Source organism: Micromonospora sp. NPDC050495, from assembly GCF_040655175.1.
GTDB lineage: Bacteria > Actinomycetota > Actinomycetes > Mycobacteriales > Micromonosporaceae > Micromonospora.
This window is the reverse complement of the sequence record NZ_JBFAJK010000006.1, coordinates 63,943-89,981: the sequence shown is the minus strand read 5'-3', so window position 1 is coordinate 89,981 and position 26,039 is coordinate 63,943. Positions and strand designations below refer to the sequence as shown.

The 26,039-nt window shown below is 76.8% G+C and carries 22 protein-coding genes and 1 pseudogene; 11 read left to right on the top strand and 12 right to left on the bottom strand.

What is annotated here, in order from left to right; translation table 11 throughout:
- Positions 1-21: 21 nt before the first annotated feature.
- Positions 22-711, top strand: coding sequence for a CDP-alcohol phosphatidyltransferase family protein (locus AB0I11_RS09670; RefSeq protein WP_357316175.1), 690 nt, complete (start codon positions 22-24; stop codon positions 709-711).
- Positions 712-802: 91 nt separating this feature from the next.
- Here the strand turns inward: AB0I11_RS09670 and crtI are convergent, their stop codons facing one another.
- The 9 genes from crtI to AB0I11_RS09625 form a co-directional block, all read right to left on the bottom strand.
- The gene (gene crtI, locus AB0I11_RS09665; protein ID WP_357316171.1) at positions 803-2,290 is read right to left on the bottom strand and encodes a phytoene desaturase family protein; all 1,488 of its coding nucleotides are present in this window, start codon (positions 2,288-2,290) and stop codon (positions 803-805) included.
- A gap of 11 nt (positions 2,291-2,301) precedes the next feature.
- Positions 2,302-3,426 carry a glycosyltransferase family 2 protein gene (locus tag AB0I11_RS09660; RefSeq protein WP_357316169.1) on the bottom strand — a complete coding sequence of 375 codons (1,125 nt, stop codon included), beginning with the start codon at positions 3,424-3,426 and terminating at the stop codon, positions 2,302-2,304.
- Complete coding sequence (locus AB0I11_RS09655; RefSeq protein WP_357316166.1) at positions 3,423-4,268, bottom strand: carotenoid biosynthesis protein; 846 nt, start codon at positions 4,266-4,268, stop codon at positions 3,423-3,425. The genes AB0I11_RS09660 and AB0I11_RS09655 overlap by 4 nt, the downstream gene beginning before the upstream one ends.
- The gene (locus AB0I11_RS09650) at positions 4,265-4,837 is read right to left on the bottom strand and encodes a GNAT family N-acetyltransferase (protein ID WP_357316163.1); all 573 of its coding nucleotides are present in this window, start codon (positions 4,835-4,837) and stop codon (positions 4,265-4,267) included. The genes AB0I11_RS09655 and AB0I11_RS09650 overlap by 4 nt, the downstream gene beginning before the upstream one ends.
- A complete protein-coding gene (locus AB0I11_RS09645; protein WP_357316159.1) occupies positions 4,834-5,580 on the bottom strand; it encodes a monooxygenase in 747 nt (248 codons plus the stop codon). Before AB0I11_RS09645 ends, AB0I11_RS09650 begins: the two co-directional genes overlap by 4 nt.
- Entirely contained in the window at positions 5,577-6,065 is a 489-nt protein-coding gene (locus AB0I11_RS09640) for a YbaK/EbsC family protein (RefSeq protein ID WP_357316156.1), read from the bottom strand. The genes AB0I11_RS09645 and AB0I11_RS09640 overlap by 4 nt, the downstream gene beginning before the upstream one ends.
- A 157-nt stretch (positions 6,066-6,222) precedes the next feature.
- Positions 6,223-7,047, bottom strand: a complete 825-nt coding sequence (locus AB0I11_RS09635) for an FAD:protein FMN transferase (protein WP_357316153.1) — start codon at positions 7,045-7,047, stop codon at positions 6,223-6,225.
- Positions 7,048-7,054: 7 nt separating this feature from the next.
- Positions 7,055-7,573 (bottom strand): FMN-binding protein, encoded by a 519-nt coding sequence (locus AB0I11_RS09630; RefSeq protein WP_357316150.1) that lies wholly within the window; start codon positions 7,571-7,573, stop codon positions 7,055-7,057.
- Positions 7,574-7,593: 20 nt separating this feature from the next.
- On the bottom strand, positions 7,594-8,991 hold the full coding sequence (locus AB0I11_RS09625; protein ID WP_357316147.1) for a ferredoxin reductase family protein: 1,398 nt from the start codon (positions 8,989-8,991) through the stop codon (positions 7,594-7,596).
- A gap of 616 nt (positions 8,992-9,607) precedes the next feature.
- Between AB0I11_RS09625 and AB0I11_RS09620 the strand changes: the two genes are divergently transcribed.
- The 5 genes and pseudogenes from AB0I11_RS09620 to AB0I11_RS09600 all read left to right on the top strand — a co-directional run bounded on the left by AB0I11_RS09620 (position 9,608) and on the right by AB0I11_RS09600 (position 17,080).
- Positions 9,608-10,105 (top strand): SAV_6107 family HEPN domain-containing protein, encoded by a 498-nt coding sequence (locus AB0I11_RS09620; RefSeq protein WP_357316144.1) that lies wholly within the window; start codon positions 9,608-9,610, stop codon positions 10,103-10,105.
- Between the two features lie 133 nt (positions 10,106-10,238).
- The gene (locus tag AB0I11_RS09615) at positions 10,239-11,012 is read left to right on the top strand and encodes a hypothetical protein (protein WP_357316141.1); all 774 of its coding nucleotides are present in this window, start codon (positions 10,239-10,241) and stop codon (positions 11,010-11,012) included.
- Positions 11,009-11,407, top strand: a pseudogene (locus tag AB0I11_RS09610) (DNA polymerase Y family protein); the annotation flags it as partial. The gene AB0I11_RS09615 and the pseudogene AB0I11_RS09610, both read left to right, overlap by 4 nt.
- Positions 11,408-11,524: 117 nt before the next feature.
- The gene (locus tag AB0I11_RS09605) at positions 11,525-13,366 is read left to right on the top strand and encodes a DNA polymerase Y family protein (protein ID WP_357316580.1); all 1,842 of its coding nucleotides are present in this window, start codon (positions 11,525-11,527) and stop codon (positions 13,364-13,366) included.
- 96 nt (positions 13,367-13,462) lie between these two features.
- Entirely contained in the window at positions 13,463-17,080 is a 3,618-nt protein-coding gene (locus tag AB0I11_RS09600; protein ID WP_357316138.1) for an error-prone DNA polymerase, read from the top strand.
- A gap of 36 nt (positions 17,081-17,116) precedes the next feature.
- Here AB0I11_RS09600 and AB0I11_RS09595 read toward each other — a convergent pair whose 3' ends face one another.
- Positions 17,117-17,836 (bottom strand): sulfite exporter TauE/SafE family protein, encoded by a 720-nt coding sequence (locus tag AB0I11_RS09595; RefSeq protein WP_357316135.1) that lies wholly within the window; start codon positions 17,834-17,836, stop codon positions 17,117-17,119.
- A gap of 178 nt (positions 17,837-18,014) precedes the next feature.
- On the opposite strand from AB0I11_RS09595, the gene AB0I11_RS09590 reads away from it, so the two are divergent.
- The 5 genes from AB0I11_RS09590 (at position 18,015) to AB0I11_RS09570 (ending at position 21,921) form a co-directional block, all read left to right on the top strand.
- The gene (locus AB0I11_RS09590; protein ID WP_357316133.1) at positions 18,015-18,191 is read left to right on the top strand and encodes a hypothetical protein; all 177 of its coding nucleotides are present in this window, start codon (positions 18,015-18,017) and stop codon (positions 18,189-18,191) included.
- A gap of 14 nt (positions 18,192-18,205) precedes the next feature.
- Positions 18,206-18,955: a methyltransferase domain-containing protein gene (locus tag AB0I11_RS09585; protein ID WP_357316129.1), complete on the top strand. Its 750-nt coding sequence runs from the start codon at positions 18,206-18,208 to the stop codon at positions 18,953-18,955.
- Positions 18,952-20,115 (top strand): nucleotide pyrophosphatase/phosphodiesterase family protein, encoded by a 1,164-nt coding sequence (locus tag AB0I11_RS09580; RefSeq protein ID WP_357316126.1) that lies wholly within the window; start codon positions 18,952-18,954, stop codon positions 20,113-20,115. The genes AB0I11_RS09585 and AB0I11_RS09580 overlap by 4 nt, the downstream gene beginning before the upstream one ends.
- Before the next feature lie 38 nt (positions 20,116-20,153).
- On the top strand, positions 20,154-21,413 hold the full coding sequence (locus AB0I11_RS09575) for a DNA polymerase IV (protein ID WP_357316121.1): 1,260 nt from the start codon (positions 20,154-20,156) through the stop codon (positions 21,411-21,413).
- 115 nt (positions 21,414-21,528) lie between these two features.
- Positions 21,529-21,921, top strand: a complete 393-nt coding sequence (locus tag AB0I11_RS09570) for a DUF3040 domain-containing protein (protein ID WP_357316118.1) — start codon at positions 21,529-21,531, stop codon at positions 21,919-21,921.
- Positions 21,922-22,258: 337 nt separating this feature from the next.
- On the opposite strand, the gene AB0I11_RS09565 is transcribed toward AB0I11_RS09570, so the two are convergent.
- Positions 22,259-24,724, bottom strand: coding sequence for a DUF3488 and transglutaminase-like domain-containing protein (locus tag AB0I11_RS09565; protein ID WP_357316115.1), 2,466 nt, complete (start codon positions 24,722-24,724; stop codon positions 22,259-22,261).
- A gap of 16 nt (positions 24,725-24,740) precedes the next feature.
- The gene (locus AB0I11_RS09560) at positions 24,741-26,039 is read right to left on the bottom strand and encodes a DUF58 domain-containing protein (protein ID WP_357316110.1); all 1,299 of its coding nucleotides are present in this window, start codon (positions 26,037-26,039) and stop codon (positions 24,741-24,743) included.

Sequence of the window (26,039 nt, the reverse complement as noted above, 5' to 3'; positions counted from 1 at the left end):
TCGCCCTTCTACGGTTGACCCGTGGTGGGCACACAGCTGAACTGGGACCAGTACGCGACCGCGTGGGCGCGGCTGCACGGCGGCTTCGACCCCCGGGTGGCCGCGCCGGTGGTCCGCGCCTGGCTGCGGTTCGCCTACCACCTGGGCTATCTGCTGGGCCGGCTGCGGATCGGCCCGACCCCGGTGACCGTGGTCGGGGTGCTGCTCTGCCTCTGCGTACCGCTGCTGGTCGGGCGGGTCAGCGACGGGCCGTTCCTGGGGGCGCTGTTCGTGCTGCTCGCCGCGGTGGCGGACAGCGTGGACGGCGCGGTGGCGGTGGCCACCAACCGGACCACCCGGCTCGGCTACGTCTACGACTCGGTCGCCGACCGGCTCGGCGAGGTGGCCTGGCTGGTCGCGTTCTGGCTGCTCGGCGCGCCGGGGGCGCTGGTCGCCGCGGCCGGCGGCCTGTCCTGGCTGCACGAGTACGTGCGGGCCCGGGCGGTCTCCGCCGGGATGCGGGAGATCGGCGCGGTGACCGTGGGGGAGCGGCCCACCCGGGTCTGTGTGGCCCTGGTCGGGCTGGTGGTCGCCGGGCTCACCGGGCTGATCGACGCCGACCTGGTCGCCGGCACCAGCACCATGGCCACCACGGTCTGGGTGCTGCTGGCCGGCTTCGGCCTGGGCCAGCTGCTCTCCGCCGTCCGCCGCGCCCTGATCGACGCCGGCTGACGCCCGCGGGGCGTCCTGGTCGGCGCCGGCTGACGCCCCGCGCGGCGTCCTGGTCGGCGCCGGCTGACGTCCGCGCCCGACGGTTCCCGCCCTACCAGGCGGGGCCGATCTCGTCGGCGACGATCTGCGCCGAGAGGGTGACCATGGGGAGGCCGCCGCCGGGGTGGGTGGAGCCGCCGACCAGCCAGAGCCCGGCCGCCGGGCCACGGTTGGCCGGGCGGAGCAGCCCGCCGGCGGTGCCGTAGATCGCCCCGCCCGGCGCGCCGGTGGCCGCGTCCAGGTCGGCCGGGGTGCGGATCTCCCGGAACACCAGTCGGTCCCGCACGTCCGCCCCCCGCTCGGCGAGCACGTCGAGGATCCGGTCCGCGTACGCCTCGGCCAGGCCGGGGCGCCGCCAGTCCACGGCGTCCGCCGCCGTGCCGTGCCGGGCGGCGTTGACCAGCACGAACCAGGCCTCGTGCCGGTCCGGCCGGACCGCCGGGTCGTCGGCCACGGTGACGAAGACCGTCGGGTCCACGGCCGGCCGGGCCCGCACCCCGCGCCCCGGGTCGCCGAAGACGGCGTCGAACTCGGCGTCGTAGTCGCGGGGGAAGAAGACGTTGTGATGGGCCAGCCCGGAGTCGCCGCGTACGCCGAGCAGCAGCACGAAGCCGGCCAGGCTGCGGTCGGTGAGCCCGGCCAGCCGGCGCGGGCTGGGCAGCAGGTCCCGGTAGAGGGTGAGCGCGTCGACGTTGGCCACCACCACGTCGGCGGGGAGCGGGGCGGCCGCCCCGGCGACGCGTACCCCGTGCACCCGGCCGCCGGCCGCGTCGATCCGGGTGACGGTGGCGCCGGTCTGCACCACCACGCCCAGGTCCAGGCAGCGCGACAGCAGCGCGTCGGCCAGGGTGCCCAGCCCGCCGCGCAGGTACCAGCCGCCGTACGTCAGCTCGGCGTAGGGCACGGCGACCAGCGCGGCCGGCGCGCGGCGCGGGTCGGCGCCGGTGTAGGTGGCGTACCGGTCGAGCAGCATCCGCAGCCGCGGGTCGGACAGCTGGCGGCGGCCGAGGCCGCGCAGGGTGCGGCCGGGGGCGATGGCGGCCAGGTCACCGAGGCGCCAGGCCAGCGCGGCCAGGTCCCGCGGGGAGTCGATGGTGCGGCCCAGGATGTCCCGCTGGGAGGCCGCCCACACCCGGGCGGCCCGCTGCCAGAGCCGCTGCCAGTCGCCGGCGGCCCGGTCCCCGAAGGCCGCGCCGATCCGGGCGGCGAACTCGGCCGGCTCGGCGCAGGAGTCCAGCGCCGGGCCGCCGCCGGGGAAGACGTGCCGGACGATCGGGTCCAGCGGCACCAGGTCGAGGTACTCGTCGAGCTTGGCCCCGGTCGCCTCGAACAGGTCGTGGAAGACCTGCGGCAGGGTGAGCAGGCTCGGTCCGGTGTCGAACAGCCACCCGCCCTCGGCCGTGTCGTGCCGGTACCGGCCGAGCTTGCCGCCGACGGTGTCGGCCCGCTCGAGGACGGTGACCTGGTGCCCGGTGACGGCCAGCCGGGCGGCGGCGGCCAGCCCGCCCACACCGGCACCGACGACCACGATTCGCGCCATGCCGCGTCCCCCTAGCTGACCGGGCGACCCCGCCAGGTGAGCCGGTGTCGCTTCCGCAGATGGTACGACCGAAATGTCAGCCAACCGAGGACCGCCACCGACACGGGGTGTGCCAGCGCGTCGGGCCAGGCCCGCCCGCCGGTGGCCCGGGCGCTGACCGCCCGTCCCGCGACCCCGAGCAGGTAGGCGATGAGCCCGACCATTGACACCCGGGGAGCTGTCCAGGCGAGGCCGACGGCGAGCAGCGGGGGCGCGGTGTAGAGCAGGAGCAGCAGGGTCACCACCACGGCCGCGGCGGCCGGGTGCCCGAACGAGGCCCACAGCGACTTGGTGTAGCCGTCGCGCAGCTCCGGCCAGCTGTCGTACATCCGGCAGGTGGCCAGCCGTGACCCGTCCGCCAGCGCGATCCGGCCGCCGGCCCGCTTGACCGCCCGGGCCAGCTCGATGTCCTCCAGCACCTTGTCGGCGACCGCCGCGTGCCCGCCGGCCCGCAGGTAGCCGGCCCGGTCCACGACCAGGAACTGCCCGCCCGCCGCGGCCAGCGAGGGCCGCCGTGAACGTTCCATCGCCAGCAGCGGCAGGAAGGTCAGCCACAACCACTGCAACAGCGGCTGCACCAGCCGGTCGGCCGCCGTCCGCACCACGATCCGGGGGTACGGCGACAGCAGCGCCGCGCCCGCCGCGCGCAGCTCGGCCACCGCCGCCGCGACCGCGTACGGGCCGAGCACCACGTCGGCGTCGACGAAGACCAGCGCGGTGCGGGCCGGGTCGGTGCCGGTGGCCAGCTGCCAGCAGGCGTGCGGCTTGCCCAGCCAGCCCGGCGGCGGGGCGGCCCCGGTGCGCAGGGTGACCCGCGGATCGTCGCCGGCCACCGCGCGCACCACGTCGGCGGTGCCGTCGGTGGAGCCGTCGTCGAGCACCACGATCCGCAGCTCCGGTACGCCCCGCTGGGCGAGCAGCGCGCGCAGGCACGGCGTCACCCGCGCGGCCTCGTCCCGCAGCGGCAGCAGCACCGCCACCGGCTCGGTCACCTCGACCGGGCCGGTGGCCGGCTGGCGCAGCCAGCGGCTGGCGTTGACCAGGGTGTGCGCGGTGAGCACGGCGACCGCGCCGGCGAGCACGAGCAGCGCGGTCATGCCGACGCGTCGACCCGCCGGGCCGGATCCACCGCCGGACGGCCGGTGTCGGCCCGGCGACCGCGCAGCAGCGCCACCGCCAGCGGCACGGCGGTCAGCGCCATGCCGGCGGCGCCCCAGAGCGCCGAGGCGGGCAGCCGGAGGAAGACCGCGTGTGCCAGCACGCTGGAGGCGTACGTCCAGAGGTAGAGCGCGAACATCGGCGCGGCGGGCCGACCGGCGCGGTCGACGGCCGGCCCGGCCAGCGGGCGCAGCGCGGCCGCCACCAGCAGCGCGAAGAGCAGCCAACCGAGGTAGTTGCTGACCGGTACGCCGGGCAGGCCGGGCAGCGCCGGGGTGGCGTCCCGCCAGACCCAGTAGCCCTCGGCCACCATCTGCGGGTCGAGGAAGAGGTCCCAGGCGGCCAGCCCGATCGCGGCCAGCCCGATCCGGGCGGCGTGCCGGGCCGGACCCGGCCAGCCGGTGCCGCCGCCGGCCGGGCGGACCAGCCGGACCGCGGTGAGCCACGCCGGCCAGGCCATCCAGGTCCAGGCCAACGGGATGATCAGCGGCACCCCGGCCAGCTTCGGGCCCAGCTCACCGGAGTAGTCGTAGCTGCCGAACGGCACGCCGGTGGCCACCCCGACCGCCTCGACCGCGAACCCGCCGCCGGTGGCCACCGCGACCAGCGCGAGCGCGGTACGCGTACCCCGGGTCAGCAGGGCGTGGCCGACGGAGAGCAGCCATCCGAGCAGGACCGTGGCGACGGTCAGCCCGGCCCGGGTGGCGCCGGTGGTGAGCGGATAGCAGATCTGGGTGAGGACCAGAACGGCCAGCAGCGCCCAGGGCAGCCGTCGGGTCACGACGCGGCCGGGGCGGCGCCGGAGCCCGGCGGGGGCAGCGGCAGGTCCCGGCCGAGCACCCCGAAGGGCCGCTCGTCGCCGGGGAAGTGGAAGTGGCGCAGGACGTCGACGAAGCCGAACCGCCGGTACAGCCGCCAGGCGCGGGAGGTCTGCTCGTCGGCCTCCGGGGTGGAGAGCAGGGTGGTGCTCCCCTCGGCCATGGTGAGCAGCGCCCGCAGCTGCCCGGCGCCGAGGCCGTGCCCCTGCGCGGGCGGCCGGACGTGCAGCTCGACCACCTCGAAGCAGTCGGGCAGCCAGCGCTGCCGGGCCGGCGCGTCCAGCGCCCGGTGCACCTGGTCGTGCCACCACTGGCCGGCGGCGCCGAGGTAGCCGTACCCGAAGCCGGCCAGGCGTCCTTCGGTGGTGAGGCTGGCGACGGCGCGGAAGCCGGGGCGGCGGACGTGGGTGGCGATGTAGCCGCGCCGGGCCTCCAGCAGGTCGGTCCGGTAGCCCATCGCCTCGCCGTAGACGGCCACCACGTCGTCCAGCCGCCGGACCAGGTCGTCCGGCGTCCAGCGCACCAACCTCATGCGTGTCCTCTCGCCGTGTCCGGGCCGCCCTCGGCGGCCCATCCGAGCACCGTCCGGTCACCGACGACGTCGCCCACCGCGAAGCGCGCGAACAGCTCCTCGGCGTACCAGCCCTCGGTGGGGGTGCGGGTGATCGCGGCCCGGTGCTCCGGGTGACGGTACGCGAACGCGACCAGGTCCGCCGGGTCCCGCCACACACTCACCGTGCCCTGCCAGCCCAGCGGGGCCTCGCCGACGCCGAACCGGGCGAGCAGCCCGGGCGCGGTGGACAGGGCGGTGGCGACCGGGGGGACCGCCCGCCAGAAGGTGACCGCCCGGCGGGCCCGCAGCCGGGCCCGGGTCAGCGCCAGCACCGGCCCGGTGGCCCGCCCGCCGGGCGGGTCGCCGAACGGTCGCCGGCCGGACCACTCGCCCCGGCTGGTCAGCGGGCGCAGCTCCACCCGGACGGCGGCGCGGGCGATCCGGGCCCAGGAGCGGCCGACCGGCGAGGCGTCGAAGCCGGCCGCGGCGGCGGGGGAGTCCCAGACCACCAGGGCGGCCCAGCGGGTCAGGTCGACGTCGCCGGGGCCGAAGCCGGTGCCGGTCCCGGTGCCGAGCAGCTTGGCGAACCGGACGCCGGGGCGGCGGCGCAGCCGCGCCGGGTGCGTCGCCATCCGGGCCAGCGCCCGCGGCACGGCCGCCCGGGGGATCCGCCAGACGTGCAGCGTGACCAGTCCGGGCGGGTCCTCGGAGGGCTGGCTCACGCCACCTCGGTCGGGGTGCCGGAGGTGATCCGCAGCAGCTCGGCGTACGTGGTGGGGAAGACCGCCTGCGGCACGCCACCGGCCGCCCACACCTCGGCGTGCCCGTCGAGGGCGGTGTCTACGAGGGTACGCAGCGGGCGGGGGTGGCCGACCGGGGCGACCCCGCCGATCACCTGCCCGGTGTGCCGCTTGACGAACTCGGGGGTGGCCCGGCGCAGGTGGGTGACGCCGAGGCCGGCGGCCAGGCCGGCGGTGTCGACCCGGTGCGCGCCGGAGGTGAGCACCAGCAGCGGCGTGTCGTCGGCGTCGAAGACGAGCGAGTTGGCGATGGCGCCGACGCCGACGCCGAGCGCCTCGGCCGCCGCGGCGGCGGTGTGCACCGCCTCGGGCAGCAGGCGGACCTGGCTGGCGCCGCCGGAGCCGTCCCGCGCGCCCGCCTCGTCGAGCGCGCGCTGCACCGCTTGCACGTTCGGGTGTGGCTGCATGCCGCCCATTCTCCCCGCCGCGTTCCGCCCGCCGGCCCCCGCCCCACCCGGCGCGTCGCCCCGTTCGCCGGCCCCCGCCCCACCCGGCGCGTCGCCCCGCCCGCCGGATCTGGTCGATCCCGGAGCTGTCCCACCCACCGGGGCGGGGGCGACACCGTCACCGGGTCGGTCCGGCGGCGGGGATCCGCCCGGCCGGCCGGGAACCGGGCCAGTCCGGGGTGGCCCGGACCCGGCCGGCGGCATCCACCAGCAGGGCCGCGTACCCGTCCAGGGTGGCCAGCCAGTCCAGCGCGTCCGCGCCGCGGGCGACGGCCGCGGTGGCGTACACGTCGGCCCAGAGCAGCTCGGGGCCGACCACGGTGACCGACCGGACGGCCTCGGCGGGCCGGCCGGCGCGCGGGTCGGTGATGTGCGCGCCGCGCCGCGCGGTGCCCGAGGTGGCGACCGCGCCGCCGGCCCGCTCGACCACGTCGAGCAGCCGGTCCGGGCGGCCCGGGTCCTCGACCCCGACCCGCCACGCCGGCCGGTACGGCGCGGTGCGCAGCAGCACGTCCCCGCCGGCGTTCAGGCACAGGTCGTGCCCGGGCAGGTCGGCCAGGTGCCGCGCGGCCCGCTCCACCGCCCAGCCCTTGACCAGGCCGGACGGGTCGAAACCGGTGCCGCCGCCGGGCAGCGGCAGGCGGCGCGCGTCGAACCAGCCGCCGGTCCGCGCCCGGGCCCGCTCGCAGAGCTCCACCACCTCGCGCACCGGCGGCGGGGCGGTGGCCGGGTCGGGCGCCGCCCCGCCGAGCCGGCCCAGCACGCTGTCCGGCCGGTACGTGCTGAACGTCGCGTCCACCTCGCGCAGTTCGGCGAAGACCCGCGCCACCCGCCGCGCCACGTCGTCGGCGCGCACCCGCGGACCGCGCAGGTGCACGCTGACCGGCAGCCCCATCACCTGCGCCACCCAGGCGCGCCGGTCGAGTTCCGCGGTCTCGTCCATCGCGTCCTCAGTCCAGGTGCGCCGCGTCGAGCGCGGACTGGAGGGATTCGCGGTAACCGTCGCTGGTGACGGTGGCGCCGGAGACGGTGTCGATCCGGGCGCTCTGCGCGGCCAGCGTCTCCTGCCGCAGGATCGGCACCGCGTACCCGTTGATCTGCTGGTCCCGCCGGTTGCCGTCGGGCACCCGGAGGGTGCTGACGCCGGTGATCTTCCCGCCGGCGACGGTGATCCGCACCTGCACCGGCCCCCACCGGGTCTGCGCCACCGCCCCGGTCGCCGTACCGGTGCCGCCCGGCCGGCCGGGGCCCGACGGGCCGCCCCGGCCGGCCGGCGTGCCGCCGCTCGACGGGTCCGGGCCGGTGGCGTCGTCCGTGCCGGTCCACGAGCTGCCGCCGCCGGCCGAGCCGTCCGGGCCGGAGGCGGTCGCGCTGCCCGGCCCGCCCGCGCCCATGGTGCTGGTCCGGTAGCTGAACAGCAGCACCAGCGCGGCCACCGTGGAGAGCAACCAGATGGTGATCCGTCGCACGGAACCTCCCTTCGCGCCTGTCACCAGGCGAACTGTTCGTGGTGGACGCGCGCGTCGGGGACTCCGGCCGCGCGGATCGCGGCCCGGGCGGCGTCGACCCAGCCGTCCGGGCCGCAGAGAAAGACGTCGTGATCGGCGATGCCGGGGGAGAGCCGGCGCAGGGCCTCGACGTCGGGCAGCCCGTCGGCGTGGGCCGGCAGCCACGCCGGTCGCCGGGCCCGGGGGCCGACCAGGTGCCGCACGACCAGCCCGCGCTCCGCGGCGAGCCGGTCCAGCTCCGCCCGGAAAGCCAGGTCGTCGGGGGTACGCGCGCGGTAGAGCAGCACCGCCTCGCCGGGGGCGTACGGCAGCTCCCAGAGCAGCGCCAGCAGTGGGGTGATGCCGACCCCGCAGGCCAGCATGGTGATCCCGCCGCCGCGCCAGTGCTCCCCGGTCAGCCGCCCGTACGGCCCCTCGACCAGCACCCTGGTGCCGGGGCGCAGGGCGGCCACCCGGGCGCTGCCGTCGCCGAGGTCCTTCACGGTGATCCGCATCAGCTCCCCGGTCGGCGGGGCCGACAGCGAGTACGGGTGGGCCCGGGACCAGCCGGGGCCGTCCAGGAACCGCCAGAGCAGGAACTGCCCGGCCCGGGCGGGCAGCCGGTGCAGGTCGCGCCCGCGCAGCCAGACCGAGGTGAGCCCGGGCGCCTCGGGGACCACGGCGGCCACCTCGATCCGGTGCCGCAGCGACCGCCAGGCGGGCAGCCCCAACCGGTAGACCAGCACGCTGGCCAGCGCCAGCAGGTAGACGGTCCACCAGTAGGCGCGGGCGGCCGGCGAGGCGAGGAAGTCGGCGCCGGTCCAGAGCTGGTGCGGCAGCGCCAGCGCGATGCCCAGGTACGCGTACAGGTGCAGCAGGTGCCAGGACTCGTAGCGCAGCCGGCGGCGGGCCGCCCGCACCGAGGTCACCGCCACCAGCGCCAGCAGCCCGAACGCGGCGGTGGCCAGCAGCATCCCCGGGTACGTGACGACCAGGTCCCAGGTCTGCGCGAGCACGCCCTGCCGGGCGGTGCCGGCGTAGCCGAGGACGGTGAGCAGCACGTGGGCCAGGAGCAGGTGCAGTGAGGTGAAGCCGGTGAGCCGGTGCCAGCGGGCGAGCCGGTCCTGGCCGAAGCGGCGCTCGATCAGCGGCACCCGGGCCATCAGCACCACCTGGACGAGCATCAGGTCGGCGCTGACCAGGCCGGCGAGCCGGCCGGCCGAGGTGAGTCCGGGGGCCGGGCCGGCGAGCAGCTCCGGCACGCCGCGGTCGGCGGTCCAGAGCGCGGTGACGACCAGCAGGCTGAGCACCGCGGCACCGCCGGCCAGGTCGGCCCACCAGGCGGGGACCGGCGGCAGGGCGCGGCGGGCCGCCACCCGCCGGTCGGCGCGGGCGGTCACCGGCGTGCCCCCGCCGGTTTCCCGCGTCCGGCCGGACCCCGCCGGGGGGCCGGTCGCCTTTCGGTACGGCTGACGTTCATGCGTCAACCGTGGCCGGGCGAGCTCTGCGCCCCCTTTGCCGGTGCTGTGCCCGGGCTGAGAATCGCACCGCCCGCCGGCCGGCGTGTCCCACCGTCGCCCGGCGGGTCCCGCCGGCCAGCCGGCGATCGGTGACCGTCGGCGCGCCACACGTTGCATTTTCGTCGGAGGGGAGGTGTACTGTCAGAGCAGTTAGAACGAGTGTTCGATTCGCTCGTACGCTCGTTCCAACGATCGCCTGGGAGAGGTGTTTCGCGGCACCGACTCCCGGGAGGTGCGGTTCCGCGGACCGCACCGGGGCACCGGACAGTCGCGAGTCCGGTCCCGTCAAGGCAGGATCGTCGCTCGCCGCCCACGACCCCCGGGCGGCGGGCGACGAACCCGCCGGTACGCCGGCCGGGTGTGGTGTGGGGAAGCTCCACACCCGGCCGGCCACACCCGGTGCGTCTTCCTCCGCACCACCCGCTCCGGGCGTCCCGCCGGTGGATCCGATCCGCCGGGCGGCCCGCCCGCCCCGGTCCACGCGGAGGAGAGACCCATGCCGACCAGTCCGGCCCAGGCCCCGACGGTGCCCGCGCACGTGCTGCCGCACCGCACCCCCGCCCAACTGCTCGTGGTGGCCCGCCAAGGGCTGACCGAGGCCGCCCGCACCCGGCCCGACGGCCTCCGGTACGCCGCCGCCCACCTCGCGGCGCTGCGCGCCGCCGCCGCCCTGCTCGCCGCCCGCGCCCGCCCCGCGCCCACCCGGCGCAACCGGATCACCAGCGTCTGGATCCTGCTCGCCAGCGTCGCCCCCGAGCTGGACGAGTGGGCCACCTACTTCGCCGCCGGGGCGAGCAAGCGGGCCGCCGCCGAAGCCGGCATCCCCCGGGTGGTCACCGCCCGGGAGGCCGACGACCTGCTCCGCGCCGCCGAACAGTTCGTGACCGTGGTGGAGACCGCACTCGGCCTGGCACACCAGCCGACGCTCGACGGTCTGCACCGGCCGGCCCGGCTCGGCGGCTCCGACGCCGCGCCCGGAGCGGCCGCGGCCTGAGTCGTGGCGTCCGGCCACCATGGCGGGACCCAGGGTGGCCGGACGTCGCCCGAGCGCGGCGGCTCGCACCAGCGCAACCACAGCACCACCCACGGGCCGATACCCGTGGCGAACACGACAGGGGGTAGGTCCGATGGCGGGCCGGATGGTGGTCGGTTCCGCCGCGCTGGCCGAGCTGGTGCGCCCGGCGAGCGCGCCCGACCCGGCCGGCGGCCACCGGGTGCTGCCCGTCCGGCCGGAGCTGACCGGGCTGCTGCCCCACCGCGGGCTGCGGCGCGGCAGCACGATCGCGGTCGGCGTCGGGCAGCCCCGGCGCAGCGGGGGCACGTCGCTGATCCTCGCCCTGCTCGCCGAGGCGTCCCGGGCCGGTTCCTGGTGCGCCGTGGTCGGCGTGCCCACCTTCGGCGCCGGCGCGGCGGCCGAGGCCGGGATCGTCCTGGACCGGCTCGCCCTGGTGCCGAACCCCGGCCCGGAGTGGCCCACCGTCGTCGCGGCGCTCATCGACGGGGTCGACGTGGTGGTCACCGCCGTGCCGACCGCGGTCTCCGCCTCCGTCGCCAACCGGCTGGCCGCCCGGGCCCGGCAGCGCGGCAGCGTGCTCGTTCCGTACGGGCGGTGGGACGGCGCGGACGTCACGCTCCAGGTGGTCCGCGGGGTCTGGGAAGGGCTCGGGGCGGGCCGGGGGCGACTGCGACGGCGGGAGGTCACCGTCTCGGCGCGCGGGCGGGGCGCCGCGGCCCGCCCCAAGGAGATCAAGGTCTGGCTGCCCGGCGACGAGCTGACCCGGGTCATCCCCCGGGCGGCCGGCGGCGTCGCGGGTGCCAGCACCACCCCTGCGCCGCCGCGGTTCCGGGTGGTGACGGGCGGCCCGGCCGCCCGGTCCCGCACCATGGTCGGGCCGGCATGACCGGTGCGCCGGTGCGGACCCTGCTGCTCTGGTGCCCGGACTGGCCGGTCCTCGCCGCCGAGATCGTCGACGGGGTGCCGGCCACCGACCCGGTCGTGGTGCTGCACGCCAACCGGGTGGTCGCCTGCTCGGAGCGGGCCCGTGCCGAGGGCGTACGCCGAGGCCTGCGCCGGCGGGAGGCGCAGGGGCGCTGCCCGCAGCTCACCGTCGTCGACCACGACCCCGACCGGGACGCCCGGGCGTTCGAACCGGTGGTGGCGGCCGTCGAGGAGGTGGCCGCCGGGGTCGAGGTGCTCCGCCCCGGCGCCTGTGCGCTGGCCGCCCGGGGGCCGAGCCGGTATCTCGGCGGGGAGGAGGCGGCGGCCGAGCGGATCGTCGAGCACGTCGCCCAGACCTGCGCCGTGGAGAGCCAGGCCGGTATCGCCGACGGGGTCTTCGCCGCCGGCCTGGCCGCCCGGGAGGGGCGGATCGTGCCGCCCGGCGGGAGCCCGGAGTTCCTGGCCACCCGGCCCGTGGAGGCGCTCGGCCGGCCGGCGCTGGCCGACCTGCTGCGCCGGCTGGGGGTGCGCACCCTCGGCGAGTTCGCCGCGCTGCCCGCCGGCGACGTGCTGGCCCGGTTCGGGTTCGACGGCGCGCTGGCGCACCGGCTCGCCGCCGGCCGGGACCACCGGCCGCTCGCGGTCCGGCAACCGCCGGCCGACCTGACCGTCACCGCCGACTACGACGACCCGGTCGACCGGGTCGACGCCGCGGCGTTCGCCGCCCGCACCCTGGCTGAGCAACTGCACGAGCGGCTCGCCGCGTACGGGTTGGCCTGCACCCGGCTCGGCATCGAGGCGGTCACCGCGCACGGCCAGGAACTGCACCGGGTCTGGCGGCACGACGGTCTGCTCACCGCCGCGGCCATCGCCGACCGGGTGCGCTGGCAACTGGACGGCTGGCTCTCCGGCAGCAACGGTCGGGGCGGCGCCCGCCCGGCCCGGCCCACCGCCGGCATCATCCGGCTGCGGCTGGTGCCGGACGGGGTGCTCGCCCAGGCCGGCCTGCAGTCCGGGTTGTGGGGGGAGACCGGCGAGGAGCGGGAACGGGCGCACCGCGCGTTGAGCCGGGTGCAGGGCATCCTCGGCCCTGAGGCGGTGGTCACCGCCGTGCTCGGCGGCGGACGCTCCCCGGCCGACCAGGTACGCCTGGTGCCCTGGGGTGACGAACGCCGCCCCGCCCGCCCCGGCCCACCGCCCGTCCCACCCGTCCCCGCCGTCCCGGCCGTTCCATCTGTCCCTGTCGTCCCTGCCGTCCCTGTGGTCCTGGCTGTCCCGGATGTCCTGGCTGTCCCGCCCTTGGCGGCGTCCCCGGCGTCCCTGGCCTCGGTGGCGTCCTCGGTCCCGGCGGCGTCCTCGGCGTCCCTGGCCTCGGTGGCGTCCTCGGTCCCGACGGCGTCCCCGGCTTCCCTGGCCTCGGCGGCGTCTCCGGTCCCGGCGGCGTCTCCGGCGCCCCTGCCCTCGGCGGCGTCCCCAGCCTCGACGGCCTCGACGGCCGAGATGGCCCTGCCGGAAGGGCCGGAGCCGACCAGGCCCGGCAGGCAGCCCTTGATCCACACAGGATGGACGCAAACCGTGGCCTTTCCCGCTACGGAAGGCCCGACTTGCCGCATCCCGAGCGCAGCACCGTTGGCCGCGACGGGCGGCGTGGCGGGGGTGGGCCATCCGGCCGGGTCAGGGGTGGCGCGGCCCGGTGGCGTGGCCGGGTCGGATGGCGTGGCCGGGTCGGATGGCGCGCTGCGAGCGGGCGGCGGTGCGTCCGGCGGTGAGCGGGCCGGCGGCGGTGAGCGGGTCGGGGGTGGTGGACGGGTCGGCGGCGGTGAGCGGGTCGGGGGCGGTGAGCGGGTCGGGGGTGGTGAGCGGGTCGGCGGCGGTGAGCGGGTCGGGGGTGGTGGACGGGCTGGCCGCGGTGGGCGGGCTGGCCGCGGTGGGCGGGCCGGTGGCGGTGGGCGGGCCGGTGGGGTGCGGTCCACTGGGGCGCCGGTCGACCCGCCGTGGCCGGGGCGGATGCCGCCGCCCGCGCCGGCCGTGGTGCTGCCCAACCCGCTCCTCGCCACCGTGCACGACGACGCCGGGGAGCCGGTCGCGGTCAGCGCCCGGCTGGCGCTGAGCGCCGCGCCCGCGCGGCTGACCGTCGGCGCCGGCCGGCCAACCGAGATCGTCGGCTGGGCCGGCCCGTGGCCGGTGGACGAGCGCTGGTGGGCGCCGGCCGAGGCGCGCCGCCGGGCCCGGTTCCAGGTCTGCCTGGCCGACGGCGCGGCCCTGCTGCTCGCGATCGAGGGCGGCCAGTGGCTGGTGGAGGCGATCTATGACTGAGCGTCGGGAGAGCGCGAAAGATCTTGGAGGATTGAGGCCCTTCCGGGGGCCGAAAGCTTCCAAGATCTCGACGGGAGCCGGGCGAGGGATGGCCCGGTGAGCTTCCACAATCCGAAGATGCCCTGGTCGGAGCTGGAGCAGGTGCTCTCCGGGCGCCCTGCCAGCCGCACCAGCTCGGGCAGCAACCGCCCCGCCAGCCGCGCCAGCTCCAGCCGCACCAGCGCCAGCTCCGGCGGCAGCAGCTCCGGAGGCGCCAGCTCCAGCCGCGCCAGCGCCAGCTCTGGCGGTGCCAGATCTGGCGACAGCAGCTCTGGTGGCAGCAGTTCCGAACGACCCGGCGGCGGCACCGGCTCCGGGCGGGCCGGCGCGGAGGATGCCAGCAGCAAGCCGGCTGGCAGTAAGCAGGCTGGTGGCGGGCGGAAGGCCCGGAGCGAGCGGCACCTGCACGTCGTCGACCCGCTCGCGGTCGACGCCGACGGTGGTGACTCCCCGGCGTGGAGCCGCAAGCGGCAGCAGTACGCGCCGCCCGAGCTGCCCCGGCCGGACGGCGCGGTGCCCTACGCGGAGCTGCACGCGCACTCCAACTTCAGCTTCCTCGACGGCGCCAGCCACCCGGAGGAGCTGGCCGAGGAGGCCGCCCGGCTGGGGCTCACCGCGCTCGCCGTCACCGACCACGACGGCTTCTACGGGGTGGTGCGCTTCGCCGAGGCGGCCCGCGCGCTGCACCTGCCGACGGTCTTCGGCGCGGAGCTGTCCCTCGGGCTGCCCGGTCCGCAGAACGGTGAGCCCGACCCGCTCGGCCGGCACCTGCTGGTGCTGGCCCACGGCCACGAGGGGTACGCGCGACTCGCCGCCACCATCTCCCGGGCCCAGCTGCGCGGCGGCGAGAAGGGCCGCCCGGTCTACGGCGAGCTGGAGGAGGTCGCGGAGGAGCTGCGCGACCACGTGCTGGTGCTGACCGGCTGCCGCAAGGGGCACGTGCCGGCCGCGCTGCTCACCGAGGGGGTCGACGCGGCGGCCCGGGAACTGGACCGGCTCACCGCGCTGTTCGGCGCCGAGACGGTGGCGGTGGAACTGACCGACCACGGCCACCCGGTCGACGCCGACCGCAACGACGCCCTGGCCGAGCTGGCCGCCGCGGCGGGGCTGTCCACGGTGGCCACCAACAACGTGCACTACGCCACCCCGGCCCGCCGCCGGCTGGCCACCACCGTGGCGGCGGTGCGGGCCCGGCGCAGCCTCGACGAGATCGACGGCTGGCTGCCCGCCGCCGCCACCGCCCACCTGCGCAGCGGCGCGGAGATGGCGGCGCGGTTCGCCGCGTACCCGGGGGCGGTGGCCCGGGCCGCCGAGTTCGGCGCGGAACTCGCCTTCGACCTGCAACTGGTGGCGCCGCAGCTGCCGGCGTACCCGGTGCCGTCGGGGCACACCGAGATGAGCTGGCTGCGTCACCTCACGATGGCCGGCGCCCGGGAACGCTACGGGCCGCCCGAGGCGCACCCGGAGGCGTACGCGCAGCTGGAGCACGAGCTGCGGATGATCGAGGACCTGGGCTTCCCCGGCTACTTCCTGGTGGTCTACGACATCGTCGCGTTCTGCCGCGAGCAGGACATCTACTGCCAGGGCCGGGGCTCGGCGGCCAACTCGGCGGTCTGCTACGCGCTGCGGATCACCAACGTGGACGCGGTACGGCACCGGCTGCTCTTCGAGCGGTTCCTCGCCCCGGAGCGGGACGGCCCGCCCGACATCGACGTGGACATCGAGTCCGACCGCCGGGAGGAGGTGATCCAGCACGTCTACGCCCGCTACGGCCGGGAGCACACCGCCCAGGTCGCCAACGTGATCTCGTACCGGCCGCGGTCGGCGGTGCGGGACGTGGCCAAGGCGTTCGGGTTCTCGCCCGGTCAGCAGGACGCCTGGAGCAAGCAGATCGACCGCTGGGGCTCGGTCGCCACCGTCGACGTCGAGGACATCCCCGAGCAGGTGGTCGCGTACGCCAACGAGCTGCAGACGTTCCCCCGGCACCTGGGCATCCACTCCGGCGGCATGGTGATCTGCGACCGGCCGGTGATCGAGGTCTGCCCGGTGGAGTGGGGGCGGATGCCCGGCCGCAGCGTGCTCCAGTGGGACAAGGACGACTGCGCCGCCGTCGGCCTGGTCAAGTTCGACCTGCTCGGTCTGGGCATGCTGTCGGCGCTGCACTACGGCTACGACCTGATCGGGATGAGCCTGGACCTGGGCGACATGACCCTGGACGACCCGGAGGTCTACGCCATGCTCTGCCGGGCCGACTCGGTCGGGGTGTTCCAGGTGGAGAGCCGCGCCCAGATGGCCACCCTGCCCCGGCTCAAGCCCCGCGAGTTCTACGACCTGGTGGTGGAGGTGGCGCTGATCCGTCCCGGCCCGATCCAGGGCGGCTCGGTGCACCCGTACATCCGGCGCAAGAACGGCCAGGAGCCGGTGACCTTCGCGCACCCGCTGATGCGCAACGCGCTGGAGAAGACCCTCGGCGTGCCGCTGTTCCAGGAGCAGCTCATGCAGCTCGCCATCGACCTGGCCGGCTTCGACGCGGCCGGGGCCGACCAGCTGCGTCGGGCCATGGGGGCGAAACGCTCGGTGGAGCGGATGGCGCAGATCGCCGACCGGCTCTACGCCGGGATGGCCGAGCGGGGCATCACCGGCGAGCTGGCCGACGACGTCTACCGCAAGCTCACCGCGTTCGCCAGTTACGGCTTCCCGGAGAGCCACGCGATGAGCTTCGCCTACCTGGTGTATGCCAGCTCCTGGCTCAAGCGCTACCACCCGGGCCCGTTCCTGGCCGCGCTGCTCAACGCCCAGCCGATGGGCTTCTACTCGCCGCAGACCCTGGTCGACGACGCCCGCCGGCACGGCGTCGAGGTCCGCCGGCCGGACATCAACGCCAGCGGCGCGAAGGCGGTGCTGGAGTCCACGGCGGAGACCCGGTGGGGCAGCGTGTCGGGGGAGCCGCCGCACGCCTGGGGGCTGGGCGGCCCGGCGGTCCGGCTCGGCCTGGGCAGCGTGCGTACCCTCGGCGACGAGGTGGCCGAGCGGGTCGAGGCGGAGCGGACCGCCCACGGGCCGTACCGGGACATGCCGGACCTGGCCCGCCGGGTCGGCCTGACGGCCGCGCAGTTGGAGGCGCTGGCCACCGCGGACGCGTTCGCCTGTTTCGGGCTGACCCGGCGGCAGGCGCTCTGGGCCGCCGGCGCGGCGGCGCAGGACCGGCCGGGCCGGCTGCCCGGCACGGTGACCGGCACGGCCCCGCCCACGCTGCCCGGGATGGAGGCGGTGGACCGCCTGGTCGCCGACGTCTGGGCCACCGGCCTGTCCCCGGAGAGCCACCCGGCCCGGTTCATCCGGGACCGGCTGGACGCCCTCGGCGCGGTGCCGATCGCCCGGCTCGGGCGGGTGGAGCCCGGCCGGCGGATCCGGGTCGGCGGGATCGTCACGCACCGGCAGCGGCCGGCCACCGCGGGTGGGGTCACCTTCCTCAACCTGGAGGACGAGACCGGGATGCTCAATGTCACTTGCTCCCCGGGGCTCTGGCAGCGCTACCGGCGGGTGGCCCGGACCAGCGCGGCCCTGGTGGTGCGGGGGCGGTTGCAGCGGTACGAGGGGGTCATCACCCTCACCGCGGACCGGCTGGACGCGATCGACCCGCCGGTCACCCCGGCGTCCCGTGACTTCCGCTGACCTGCCGCGGTCACTCCAGGGCCCGGCCGGCGGGCGTCACCCGGCCAGTCCGGCCAGCGCCACGCCGGCGCTGCCGAGCAGCCCGACCAGCACGACCCGGCGGAACAGCACCGGGTCGAGCCGGTGGAACAGCCGGTTGCCCAGCCACCAGCCCAGCGGCACCGCAGGCAGCGCGACCAGGGCCGTGCGGATCACGTCGGTGTGCAGTTGTCCGGTGGCGGCGAACCCGGCCAGCCCCATCAGGCCGGTGCCGGCGAAGGTCGCCGCGATGGTGGCCCGGAAGGTGCGCGGGTCGTAGCCGAGCGAGTGGAAGGCGGCGACCAGCGGCGGCCCGTTGGTGCCGGTGGCGGCGGTGAGCGTGCCCACCAGCACGCCGATCACTCCGAGCCCGATCCGGCCGGTACGGATCCGGGCGCCCGACCAGACCAGCGCGACGCAGCCGAGCACCACTGCCGCGATCACCGCGCTGAGCAGCCGCTCCGGGGCGTACGCGAGGACCAGCAGGCCGGCCGGCAGCCCGAGCAGGCCGGCCCCGGTGAGCGCCAGCGCCACCGGCCAGCGGGCGAACGCGCGCTCGCGTACCGCCGTGATCAGGGTCGACCCGATGCCGGTCAGGGCGGACACCACCACGGCGCTGCGCGGGTCCACCGCGGCGGTCAGCAGCGGGACGGTCACCAGCGCGTACCCGAAGCCGGTGACGGCCTGCGCGACGGTGCCGAGCAGCACGATGCCGAAGGCGGCGAACAGGACGACCACGCGGCCAGCCTGATCCGGTCGACGGTGGTCCGGCAACAGGGCCAGCTGGCGGAGATCTTCGCCATACCGGGCCGGCAGCGGGCATGGCGTGGGCCACATCACCGTTTCATCGATCGGCGGCTCGGAGATACGGTCCGGCGGCGTGGGCAGAGTGGCCCACGCAGGAAAGGTGGAAACGATGACGGGGAGCAACACCTATCGGCGCGTCGCGAACGCCCGACGGACCCGACTCGGTGCGGACTGGGTCCCGGCGCACGACACCGAGGTGCACGAATACCCGGTGACGGAGGGGCCGGTCGCCAACCCCCGCCGCTCGCACGCCGAGGAGGACCCCGCCGGAGGCGGCGAGTCCTGACCGCACGGGCGCGGGTGACTAGGCTCGGCGGGGTGGAGCAGACCCGAACCCTGACCCCCCGTACCGCCGTGATCTGGGCGGTGCTCCGGGCCGAGCTGGACCGGCGGGCCGGCGAGCAGCTCACCGTGCTCGACGTCGGCGGCGGGACCGGCGGCTTCGCCGTCCCGCTCGCCGAGGCCGGCCACCGGGTCACCGTGGTCGACGCCAGCCCCGACGCGCTCGCCGCGCTGACCCGCCGGGCCGCCGAGGCCGGCGTCGCCGACCGGGTACGCGCCGTGCAGGGCGACGGCGACGCGCTCGCCGGGCTGGTCGAGCCGGCCACCGCCGACCTGGTGCTCTGCCACTCGGTGCTGGAGGTCGTCGACGACCCGGCGCCGGTGGTGGCCGCCCTGGCCGCCGCGCTGCGCCCCGGTGGCGCGGCCAGCGTCCTGGTCGCCGGCCGGGCCGCCGCCGTGCTGGCCCGGGCGATGAACGGGCACCTGGACGTGGCGGCCACGCTCGCCGCCGACCCGGCCGGCGCCGCCGGCCCCCGGGACACGCTGCGCCGCCGGTACGACGTCGAGGCCGCCGCCGCCCTGCTCTCCGCCGGCGGGCTCACCGTCGAGGAGATCCACGGGGTACGCGTGCTGGCCGACCTGCTCCCCGCCGCCGTGGCGGACGGCCAACCGGCCGCCCTCGTCGAGCTGGAGCGGGCCCTGGCGGCCCGTTCGCCGTACCGCGACCTCGCCGCCCAGCTGCACCTGTTCGCCCGTCGCCCGGCATGACCGGGCCGGTACCGGGCCCGCTCGAACCGGTCGCCCCCCGCTTCGGCGGCGGCAGCCTGGCCGACGTGCTGCCCAGCGCGTGCGCGCTGCTCGGCGTGCCCGGCGCGGTCGACCTGCTCGGCCTGCACCCGCGGCTGGCCGGGGTACGCCGGATCGCCGTGCTGCTGGTCGACGGGCTCGGCTGGTACCAGATCCCCACCGCCGCGCCGTACGCCCCGACGCTGGCCGGGCTGGCCGCCACCGCCGGCACCCCGCTCACCTCCGGCTTCCCGTCCACCACCCCGACCAGCCTGGTCAGCCTCGGCACCGGCACCCCGGCGGGCGCGCACGGGGTGCTCGGCTTCACGGTCCGGGTGCCCGGCACCGACCGGGTGCTCAGCCACATCGAGTGGCGCGGCGACCCGGAGCCGCTGCGCTGGCAGCCCGTCGCGACCTGGTACGAGCGGGCCCGCGCGGCCGGGGTGGCGGTGACCGTGGTCAGCCGTCCCGAGTTCGCCGGCAGCGGCCTGACCCTGGCCGCGAACCGGGGCGGCGACTACCGGGGCGCGGCCGACGCGGACGCGCTCGCCGTCCGGATGCTCGCCGCGCTCGCGGCCGGCACCGGGCCGACCCTGGTCTCCGGCTACCACCCCGACCTGGACCGGCACGGGCACCTCAGCGGCGTCGACTCGGTGCCGTGGCGGCTCGCCGCCGCCACCGTCGACGGGCTGCTCGCCCGGCTGGTCGACGGGCTGCCGCCGGACGCCGCGCTGCTGGTCACCGCCGACCACGGCCAGCTCGACGTGCCCGCCGGGCACCGGTTCGACCTGGACACCGATCCCCGGCTGCGGGCCGGCGTACGGGTGGTCGCCGGCGAGCCCCGGGTCCGCTACCTGCACGTCGAGCCCGGCGCCGACGCCGACGTGGTGGCCGCCTGGTCGGCGGTGCTCGGCGGGGCGGCCTGGGTGACCACCCGGGACGAGGCGGTGGCCACCGGCTGGTTCGGCCCGGTGCCCGAGGAGCACCTGGCCCGCATCGGCGACGTGGTGGTGGTCTGCCGGGACACGTACGCGGTCCTGGCCACCCGCTCGGAGCCGCCGATGGCGTCCCGGCTGGTGGCGTACCACGGCTCGGACACCGCGGCCGAGATGACCGTCCCGCTGCTGGTGCTGCGGGGCTGACCGGCCGGGTTGTCGGACCGGCCGGATAGCCTGCCGGAATGGGCCGCAGCCAGTCGTTGCCCCGGGGCGGTGATCCGCGCTTCGGGCCGGACGCCGACGACACCGGCTGCCCGATCCTGCACGTCGACATGGACGCCTTCTTCGCCTCGGTGGAGGTGCGCCGCCGTCCCGAGCTGCGCGGCCGGCCGGTCGTGGTGGGTGGCATCGGTCCGCGCGGGGTGGTCAGCTCGGCCAGCTACGAGGCCCGCCGCTACGGCGTGCGCAGCGCCATGCCCACCGCCCGGGCCCGGGCGCTCTGCCCGGACGCGGTCTACCTGCCGCCGGACTTCACGCAGTACTCGGCCGCCTCGCGGGCGGTGATGCGGATCTTCCGGGACGTCACCCCGCTGGTCGAGCCGCTCTCCCTGGACGAGGCGTTCCTCGACGTGACCGGTGCCCGGCGGCTGTTCGGCGCGCCGGCCGAGATCGCCCGGCTGATCCGCCGCCGGGTCGCCGAGGAGCAGAGCCTGACCTGTTCGGTCGGGGTGGCCCCGAGCAAGTTCGTGGCCAAGCTGGGCTCGACCCGGGCCAAGCCGGACGGGCTGCTCGTGGTGCCCGCCGCCCGGGTGTTGGAGTTCCTGCACCCGCTGCCGGTGGGCGCGCTCTGGGGGGTGGGGGAGCGCTCCGCGGAGGCGCTGCGCCGGCTCGGGCTGCGGACCGTCGGCGACCTGGCCGAGGCGCCGCCGGGCCTGTTGCGCCGGGCGGTCGGCGAGGCGTCCGCCGCCCACCTGCACGAGCTGGCCTGGGGGCGGGATCCGCGTCCGGTCTCCTCCGAGCACGTGGAGAAGTCGATCGGCGCCGAGGTGACCTTCGACGTCGACGTGACCGACCCGGTGGAGATCCGCCGCGCGCTGCTGGCCCTCGCCGAGAAGGTCGGCGCCCGGTTGCGCGCCGCCGGCCAGGTCGGGCGGACCGTGGCGCTGAAGGTGCGGCTGGCCGACTTCCGCACCGTCAGCCGGTCCCGCACGCTGACCGTGCCCACCGATACCGCCCGGGAGATGTTCGACACGGCCTGGGCGCTCTGGACCGCTCTGGCCCCCGGTGAGCCGGTCCGGTTGGTCGGCGTCCGGATGGAGGGGTTGGCCGGTGTCGCGGAGACGCCCCAGCAGCTCACCCTGGGCGCGCCCGAGCGCGGCTGGCGGGAGGCGGAGGTGGCGGCCGACGCGGCGGCCGCCCGATTCGGGCGGTCCGTCATAGGTCCGGCCAGTCTTCTCGGCAGGGGCGATCCGCGCCGCGTGGAAAAACCGACCCGGCCGTAGGTCGTCCCGCTTTCCGACGCGCGAGCCCCCTCGTAGACTTGCGGGTAAGCAGCCGGTTGGCTGCCACGGTCTGTCGGCCCGCCCGGGCCGACCAACGTGACCGGGGAGGAGTGCCGTGCCGCTCTCGGAGCACGAGCAGCGGCTGTTCGAGCAGATCGAGCGGTCGCTTGCCGAGGACCCCAAATTCGCCTCGGCCGTGCGCGCCAGCGACCCGCGATTCCACGCGCGGCGTCGCGTGCTCGTCGCTGCCGGCGTGGTCATCGCTGGTCTGGCCCTGCTGATCTACGGGGCCGTGATCGCGCTTCCCGCCGTTGCCGTGGCGGGCTTCGTTGTCATGCTGGCCTCGCTGGGCTACGCGGTGCAGTCGCACCGGCGTTCCCAGTCGCCGGACCTGCACGTGGTGGGCGGCACGACCAGCCGTCGCCCCCGCGGCCGGGCCGGCCGGCGGGGCTCGTTCCTCGACCGGATGGAGGACCGTTGGCGGCATCGCCCGGAGGGGCACCGCTGACCAGGTCCCACTGAGGGCCGGGGCCACGACGGGACGCCGGAACGGCCGGCGACCGTGGTGGCTGACACGCGCCCCGACCACCCGCCACCCGATCGCGAGGCGGCGGGCTCACCAGCACGTGCGCAGGGCCCGGGTGACCGAGGGCGGCCGGTCCCGACCGAGGCCGCCGGTTCTGACCGAGGCGGCTGGTTCTGACGGAGGCTGCCGGTTCTGACCGAGGCGGCTGTTCTGACCGAGGCGGCTGGTTCTGACCGCGCCCGCCGCTCCTGACCGCGGCCGCCGGTCCTGACCGAGGGCGGCCGGTCCGCCGGCGGGGGAGCGCCGGCGGACCCAACCGTCAGCGGGCCGTCCGGCCCGCCAGCAGGCGGCGTGGGTTCCAGCGCAACAGCCGGTCGCGCACCTGCCCCGACGTGGCCACCAGCCCCATCGACCGGTCGGTGACCGCGGTGCGCCAGCGCAGCAGCACCGACGGCGGCAGCAGGGCCGCCATGATCCGGGTACGCCGGTCGGCCCGGGCCGCGAGCGCGCCGCGTACCGAACCCAGGGCCGGATGCAGCGGCTCCCCGGTCAGCGGGTCGCGGGCGTACCGGGCGCGCTCCTCGGCCCGCCCGAGCAGCCGGATCCCGGTGACCGCCCCGGCGTCCTCGACCAGGGTCTCCCGGACCAGCCGCTCGGCCGTGGCCCGCGGGGTCTCCGTCCGATCCACCCGGACGTGGTAGTCCACCAGCGTGTCCAGCAACTCGTCCCAGGCCGCGTGGGCGTCCGCCCGGGCCCGCTCGGGGTCCACCCCGACGGTGAGGTCCCGGACCGCGCCCCGCGGTCCGGGCACGGTCGCCACCGCGGTGGCCGCCGGCGCGACCGCCCGGACCCGGCGGCGCCGGCGCAACGCGGAGCGCCGCAGCGCTGGCAGGGCGAGCAGCACCAGCAGGACCAGCACCCCGGCCAGCCACCACGGCCAGACCGGGTTCTGCTGGGCCGGGTCGCCACCGCCGACATTCAGACCCTGGTCGGCGTCCTTGTCCAACCGGTCCGGGTCGTTCGCGCCGGCCGACGGGTCGGCCCCGCTCGGCGCGGCGGTGCTGCCCGGCAGCGGGGTGGCCTCCTCGGGGGCGTCGGTGTCGGGGGCCCAGGCGGACCGGACCGACCCCGCGACGCTGGCCGCCGGGGTGGCGTCGAACGGCACCCAGCCGACCCCGGCGAAGTAGACCTCGGTCCAGGCGTGCAGGTTGCGGTTGGTCAGCACGTACGTGCCGCCCTCGGAGTTGTTGCCGTTGGTGAAGCCGAACGCCACCCGGGCCGGGATGCCGGCGGCCCGGACCAGCCAGGCCATCGCGGCGGCGTACTGCTGGCAGAACCCGGCCTTGGTGGCGAGGAAGTCGGTGATGTCGTCCCCGCTGGTGCCGCCCCGGGTGGAGAGCGAGTAGGAGAAGCCGTTCTCCACCGAGAAGTAGTCGTAGATCGCCCGGACCTTGTCGTAGTCGTTCTGCTTGCCCTTGACCAGCCGGTCGACCAGCCGGTCGACGGCCCGGACCGCCGGCGTGACGGTCTGCTGGCGCAGCACCGGGTCGTCGGCCGGCAGCGACGGCGTCCCGCGCAGCAGCGCCGGGCTGTACGTCGAGCGGACGTAGTCGAACGCGTAGCGCTTGCCGCGGGAGTTCTCCCGGTTGGAGAAGAGGATCTGCAGGTTCTGGTCGTAGAGCCAGCTGCTGTTCAGGTCCTCGGTCTTCACCGGCTCGGCATACACCGGCAACAGCGGCATGTTGAGGTTCTTCACCTCGACGGTGGCCCGGTAGCGGCGCTGGTCCACGGCCCGGCCGGTGCGTTCGGTCGGGTCGGGCAGGCCGCGGTTCACCGACCGGCCGGTCGGCACCCGTACCCGGAAACCGTCCGGGCGCAGCTCGTCGGCCACCCCGAAGCGCAGGTAGAACGGCGTGGGCTCGTTGGTGGTGACCTTGACCATCTCGGCCACCTCGGACTGGTTGAGCTGGCCGCTGAGCGCGGCGAACAGGTCGATCCGGCCCGGGCTGCCGCCCTGGCCGGGCCGTCCGTTGCCGTCGCCCGTGCCGTTGCCGACGGCCTCCATCAGCCCACCGGTCATCCCGGGCACGGCCAGCGGCAGGGCGACCGCGAGGGCCACCCCGACCACGGCCAGCCGGCGGCCCGCCGCGGCCAGCGGCGACGCCTCCCAGACGTCGACGTCGCGGCCCTCGCCGGTGAACCGGCGGCCGAACCGGCGCACCCGGTCGACGTTGTCGGTGACCAGCAGCCACAGGTAGCCGCAGGCGCCCACCACGAACGGGGTGGCCGGAACGCTGTCGACGTAGACCGCCACCGGCACCGAGTAGATGGCCAGCATCGGCAGCCCGGCCAGCGCCGGCCGGCGCAGCCCGACGGCCAGCACGTCCACCACCACCGCGACGGCGCCGATGCCCAGCACGGTGAGGAAGAGCAGCGAGTCGACGTCCGGGACCTTCACCCCGTACGTGCGCATGTCCTGCAACGACGCGCCCATCAGGTCGCCGAAGTGGCTGAACGTGCCCGGCGTGGGCACGAACGCCAGCAGCTCGGTGCCGCCCGGGAAGATCCAGGTCAGCGCGAGCAGGAGGCCGGCGAGCATGGCGAGGACCTGCCCCCACAGCGGGAAGCGGGCCAGCCGGCTCAGCGCGGCGGCCCCGGCCACCACGACGACCGCGATGGCCGCCTGGATCAGCCAGGTCCAGCGTTCGAAGATGGCCGACAGCGGTGCCGCGGCCAGCAGGGTCGCCGCCGCCGCGACGAAGCCGAGGTTGCGGGTCGCGGTCACGGGACCACCCTTCCGGTCATCGCACGCCTCCGGCCACCGTCTCGGCCAGCGCCGCGCGCAGCGCGAAGCCCTGTGAGCCGCGGGCCGCCTGCGGCCAGAGCACCGGCAGCCGGCCGCCGTGCGACACCCCGATCACCCGCCACCCGCTCTGCAGCAGGGTCAGCGCCGCGGTGCCGTGCGCGTGCGCCGCCTCCGCCCGCGCCTTGTCCGGCAGGTTGAGCCAGGTGGTGCTGTCCAGCAGGAACCCGACGCAGGTGGCGCCGTTGCCGCGCAGCCCGGCCAGCAGCTCCGCCTCGGCGGTGCTCAGCGTGCCGAACAGCGCGATGATCAGCCCGCCGTCGGCCCGCTGCCGGACCTGCTGCACCAGCGAGGTGATCTCGCCGCGCTTGTCCAGCCGCACCTCGGCCAGGTGGTCGAGGAGCAGCCCGTCGCCGCCCGCCTCGGCGGCGTCCACGTCCGCGCCGTCGCCGGTGACCAGGCGCAGCTTGTACCCGGCCTGGCGCAGGTGCACGGCGATGCTGGCGGCGGCGGAGACCGCCCATTCGAAGCTGGCCGTCGGGCCGTCCCCCCGGTGGCCCAAGGCCCGGGTGTCCAGCACCACGGTGGCCCGGCTCTCCCAGGGCTGCTCCTCCCGGCGCACCATCAGCTCGCCGGTGCGCGCCGTCGACTTCCAGTGCACCCGGCGCAGGTCGTCGCCCATCCGGTACTCCCGGGTGGCCGCGTCGTCCTCGCCGTGCACCGCCACCGAGCGGGCCCGGCTGTCGCCGCTGCCGGCGTACTCGCCGGGCAGGCGCACCGGGGGCAGCGGGGTGACCTGCGGGATCACCGTCAGGTGGTCGGTGCTGGGGAAGGCCCGGCTGAGCTCGCAGAGCCCGAACGGGTCGGTCAGCCGGATCACCAGCGGCCCCACCTCGTACCGGCCGCGCACGTCGGCACGGACCGTGTACGCCACCGAGCTGGCCTGGTGCGCGCCGAGCCGCTCCAGCACCACCCGGGGCCGGCTGCCCAGCGCGTAGGGGAGCCGGTCCTCCAGCAGCAGCGTGCCGGTGGGCAGCCGGGACAGGTTCTGCAGCCGCAGCACCACCCGGGAGCTGGCCCCGACCGGCACCCGGTGCGGCTCCAGGGAGCGGCTGCAGGCCAGCTTGTAGCGGCTGCGGCCGACGTAGGCCGCGGCGAGCAGGGGCAGGATGGCGAGCAGGATGGCCACCCGGAGCAGGTCCTTCTCGCCGAGGATGGCGGCGGAGATGGCGGCGGCGACCGCGGCCGCCAGGAAGGAGCGGCCGCGGGTGGTCAGCCCGCGCAGCCCATCGCGCAC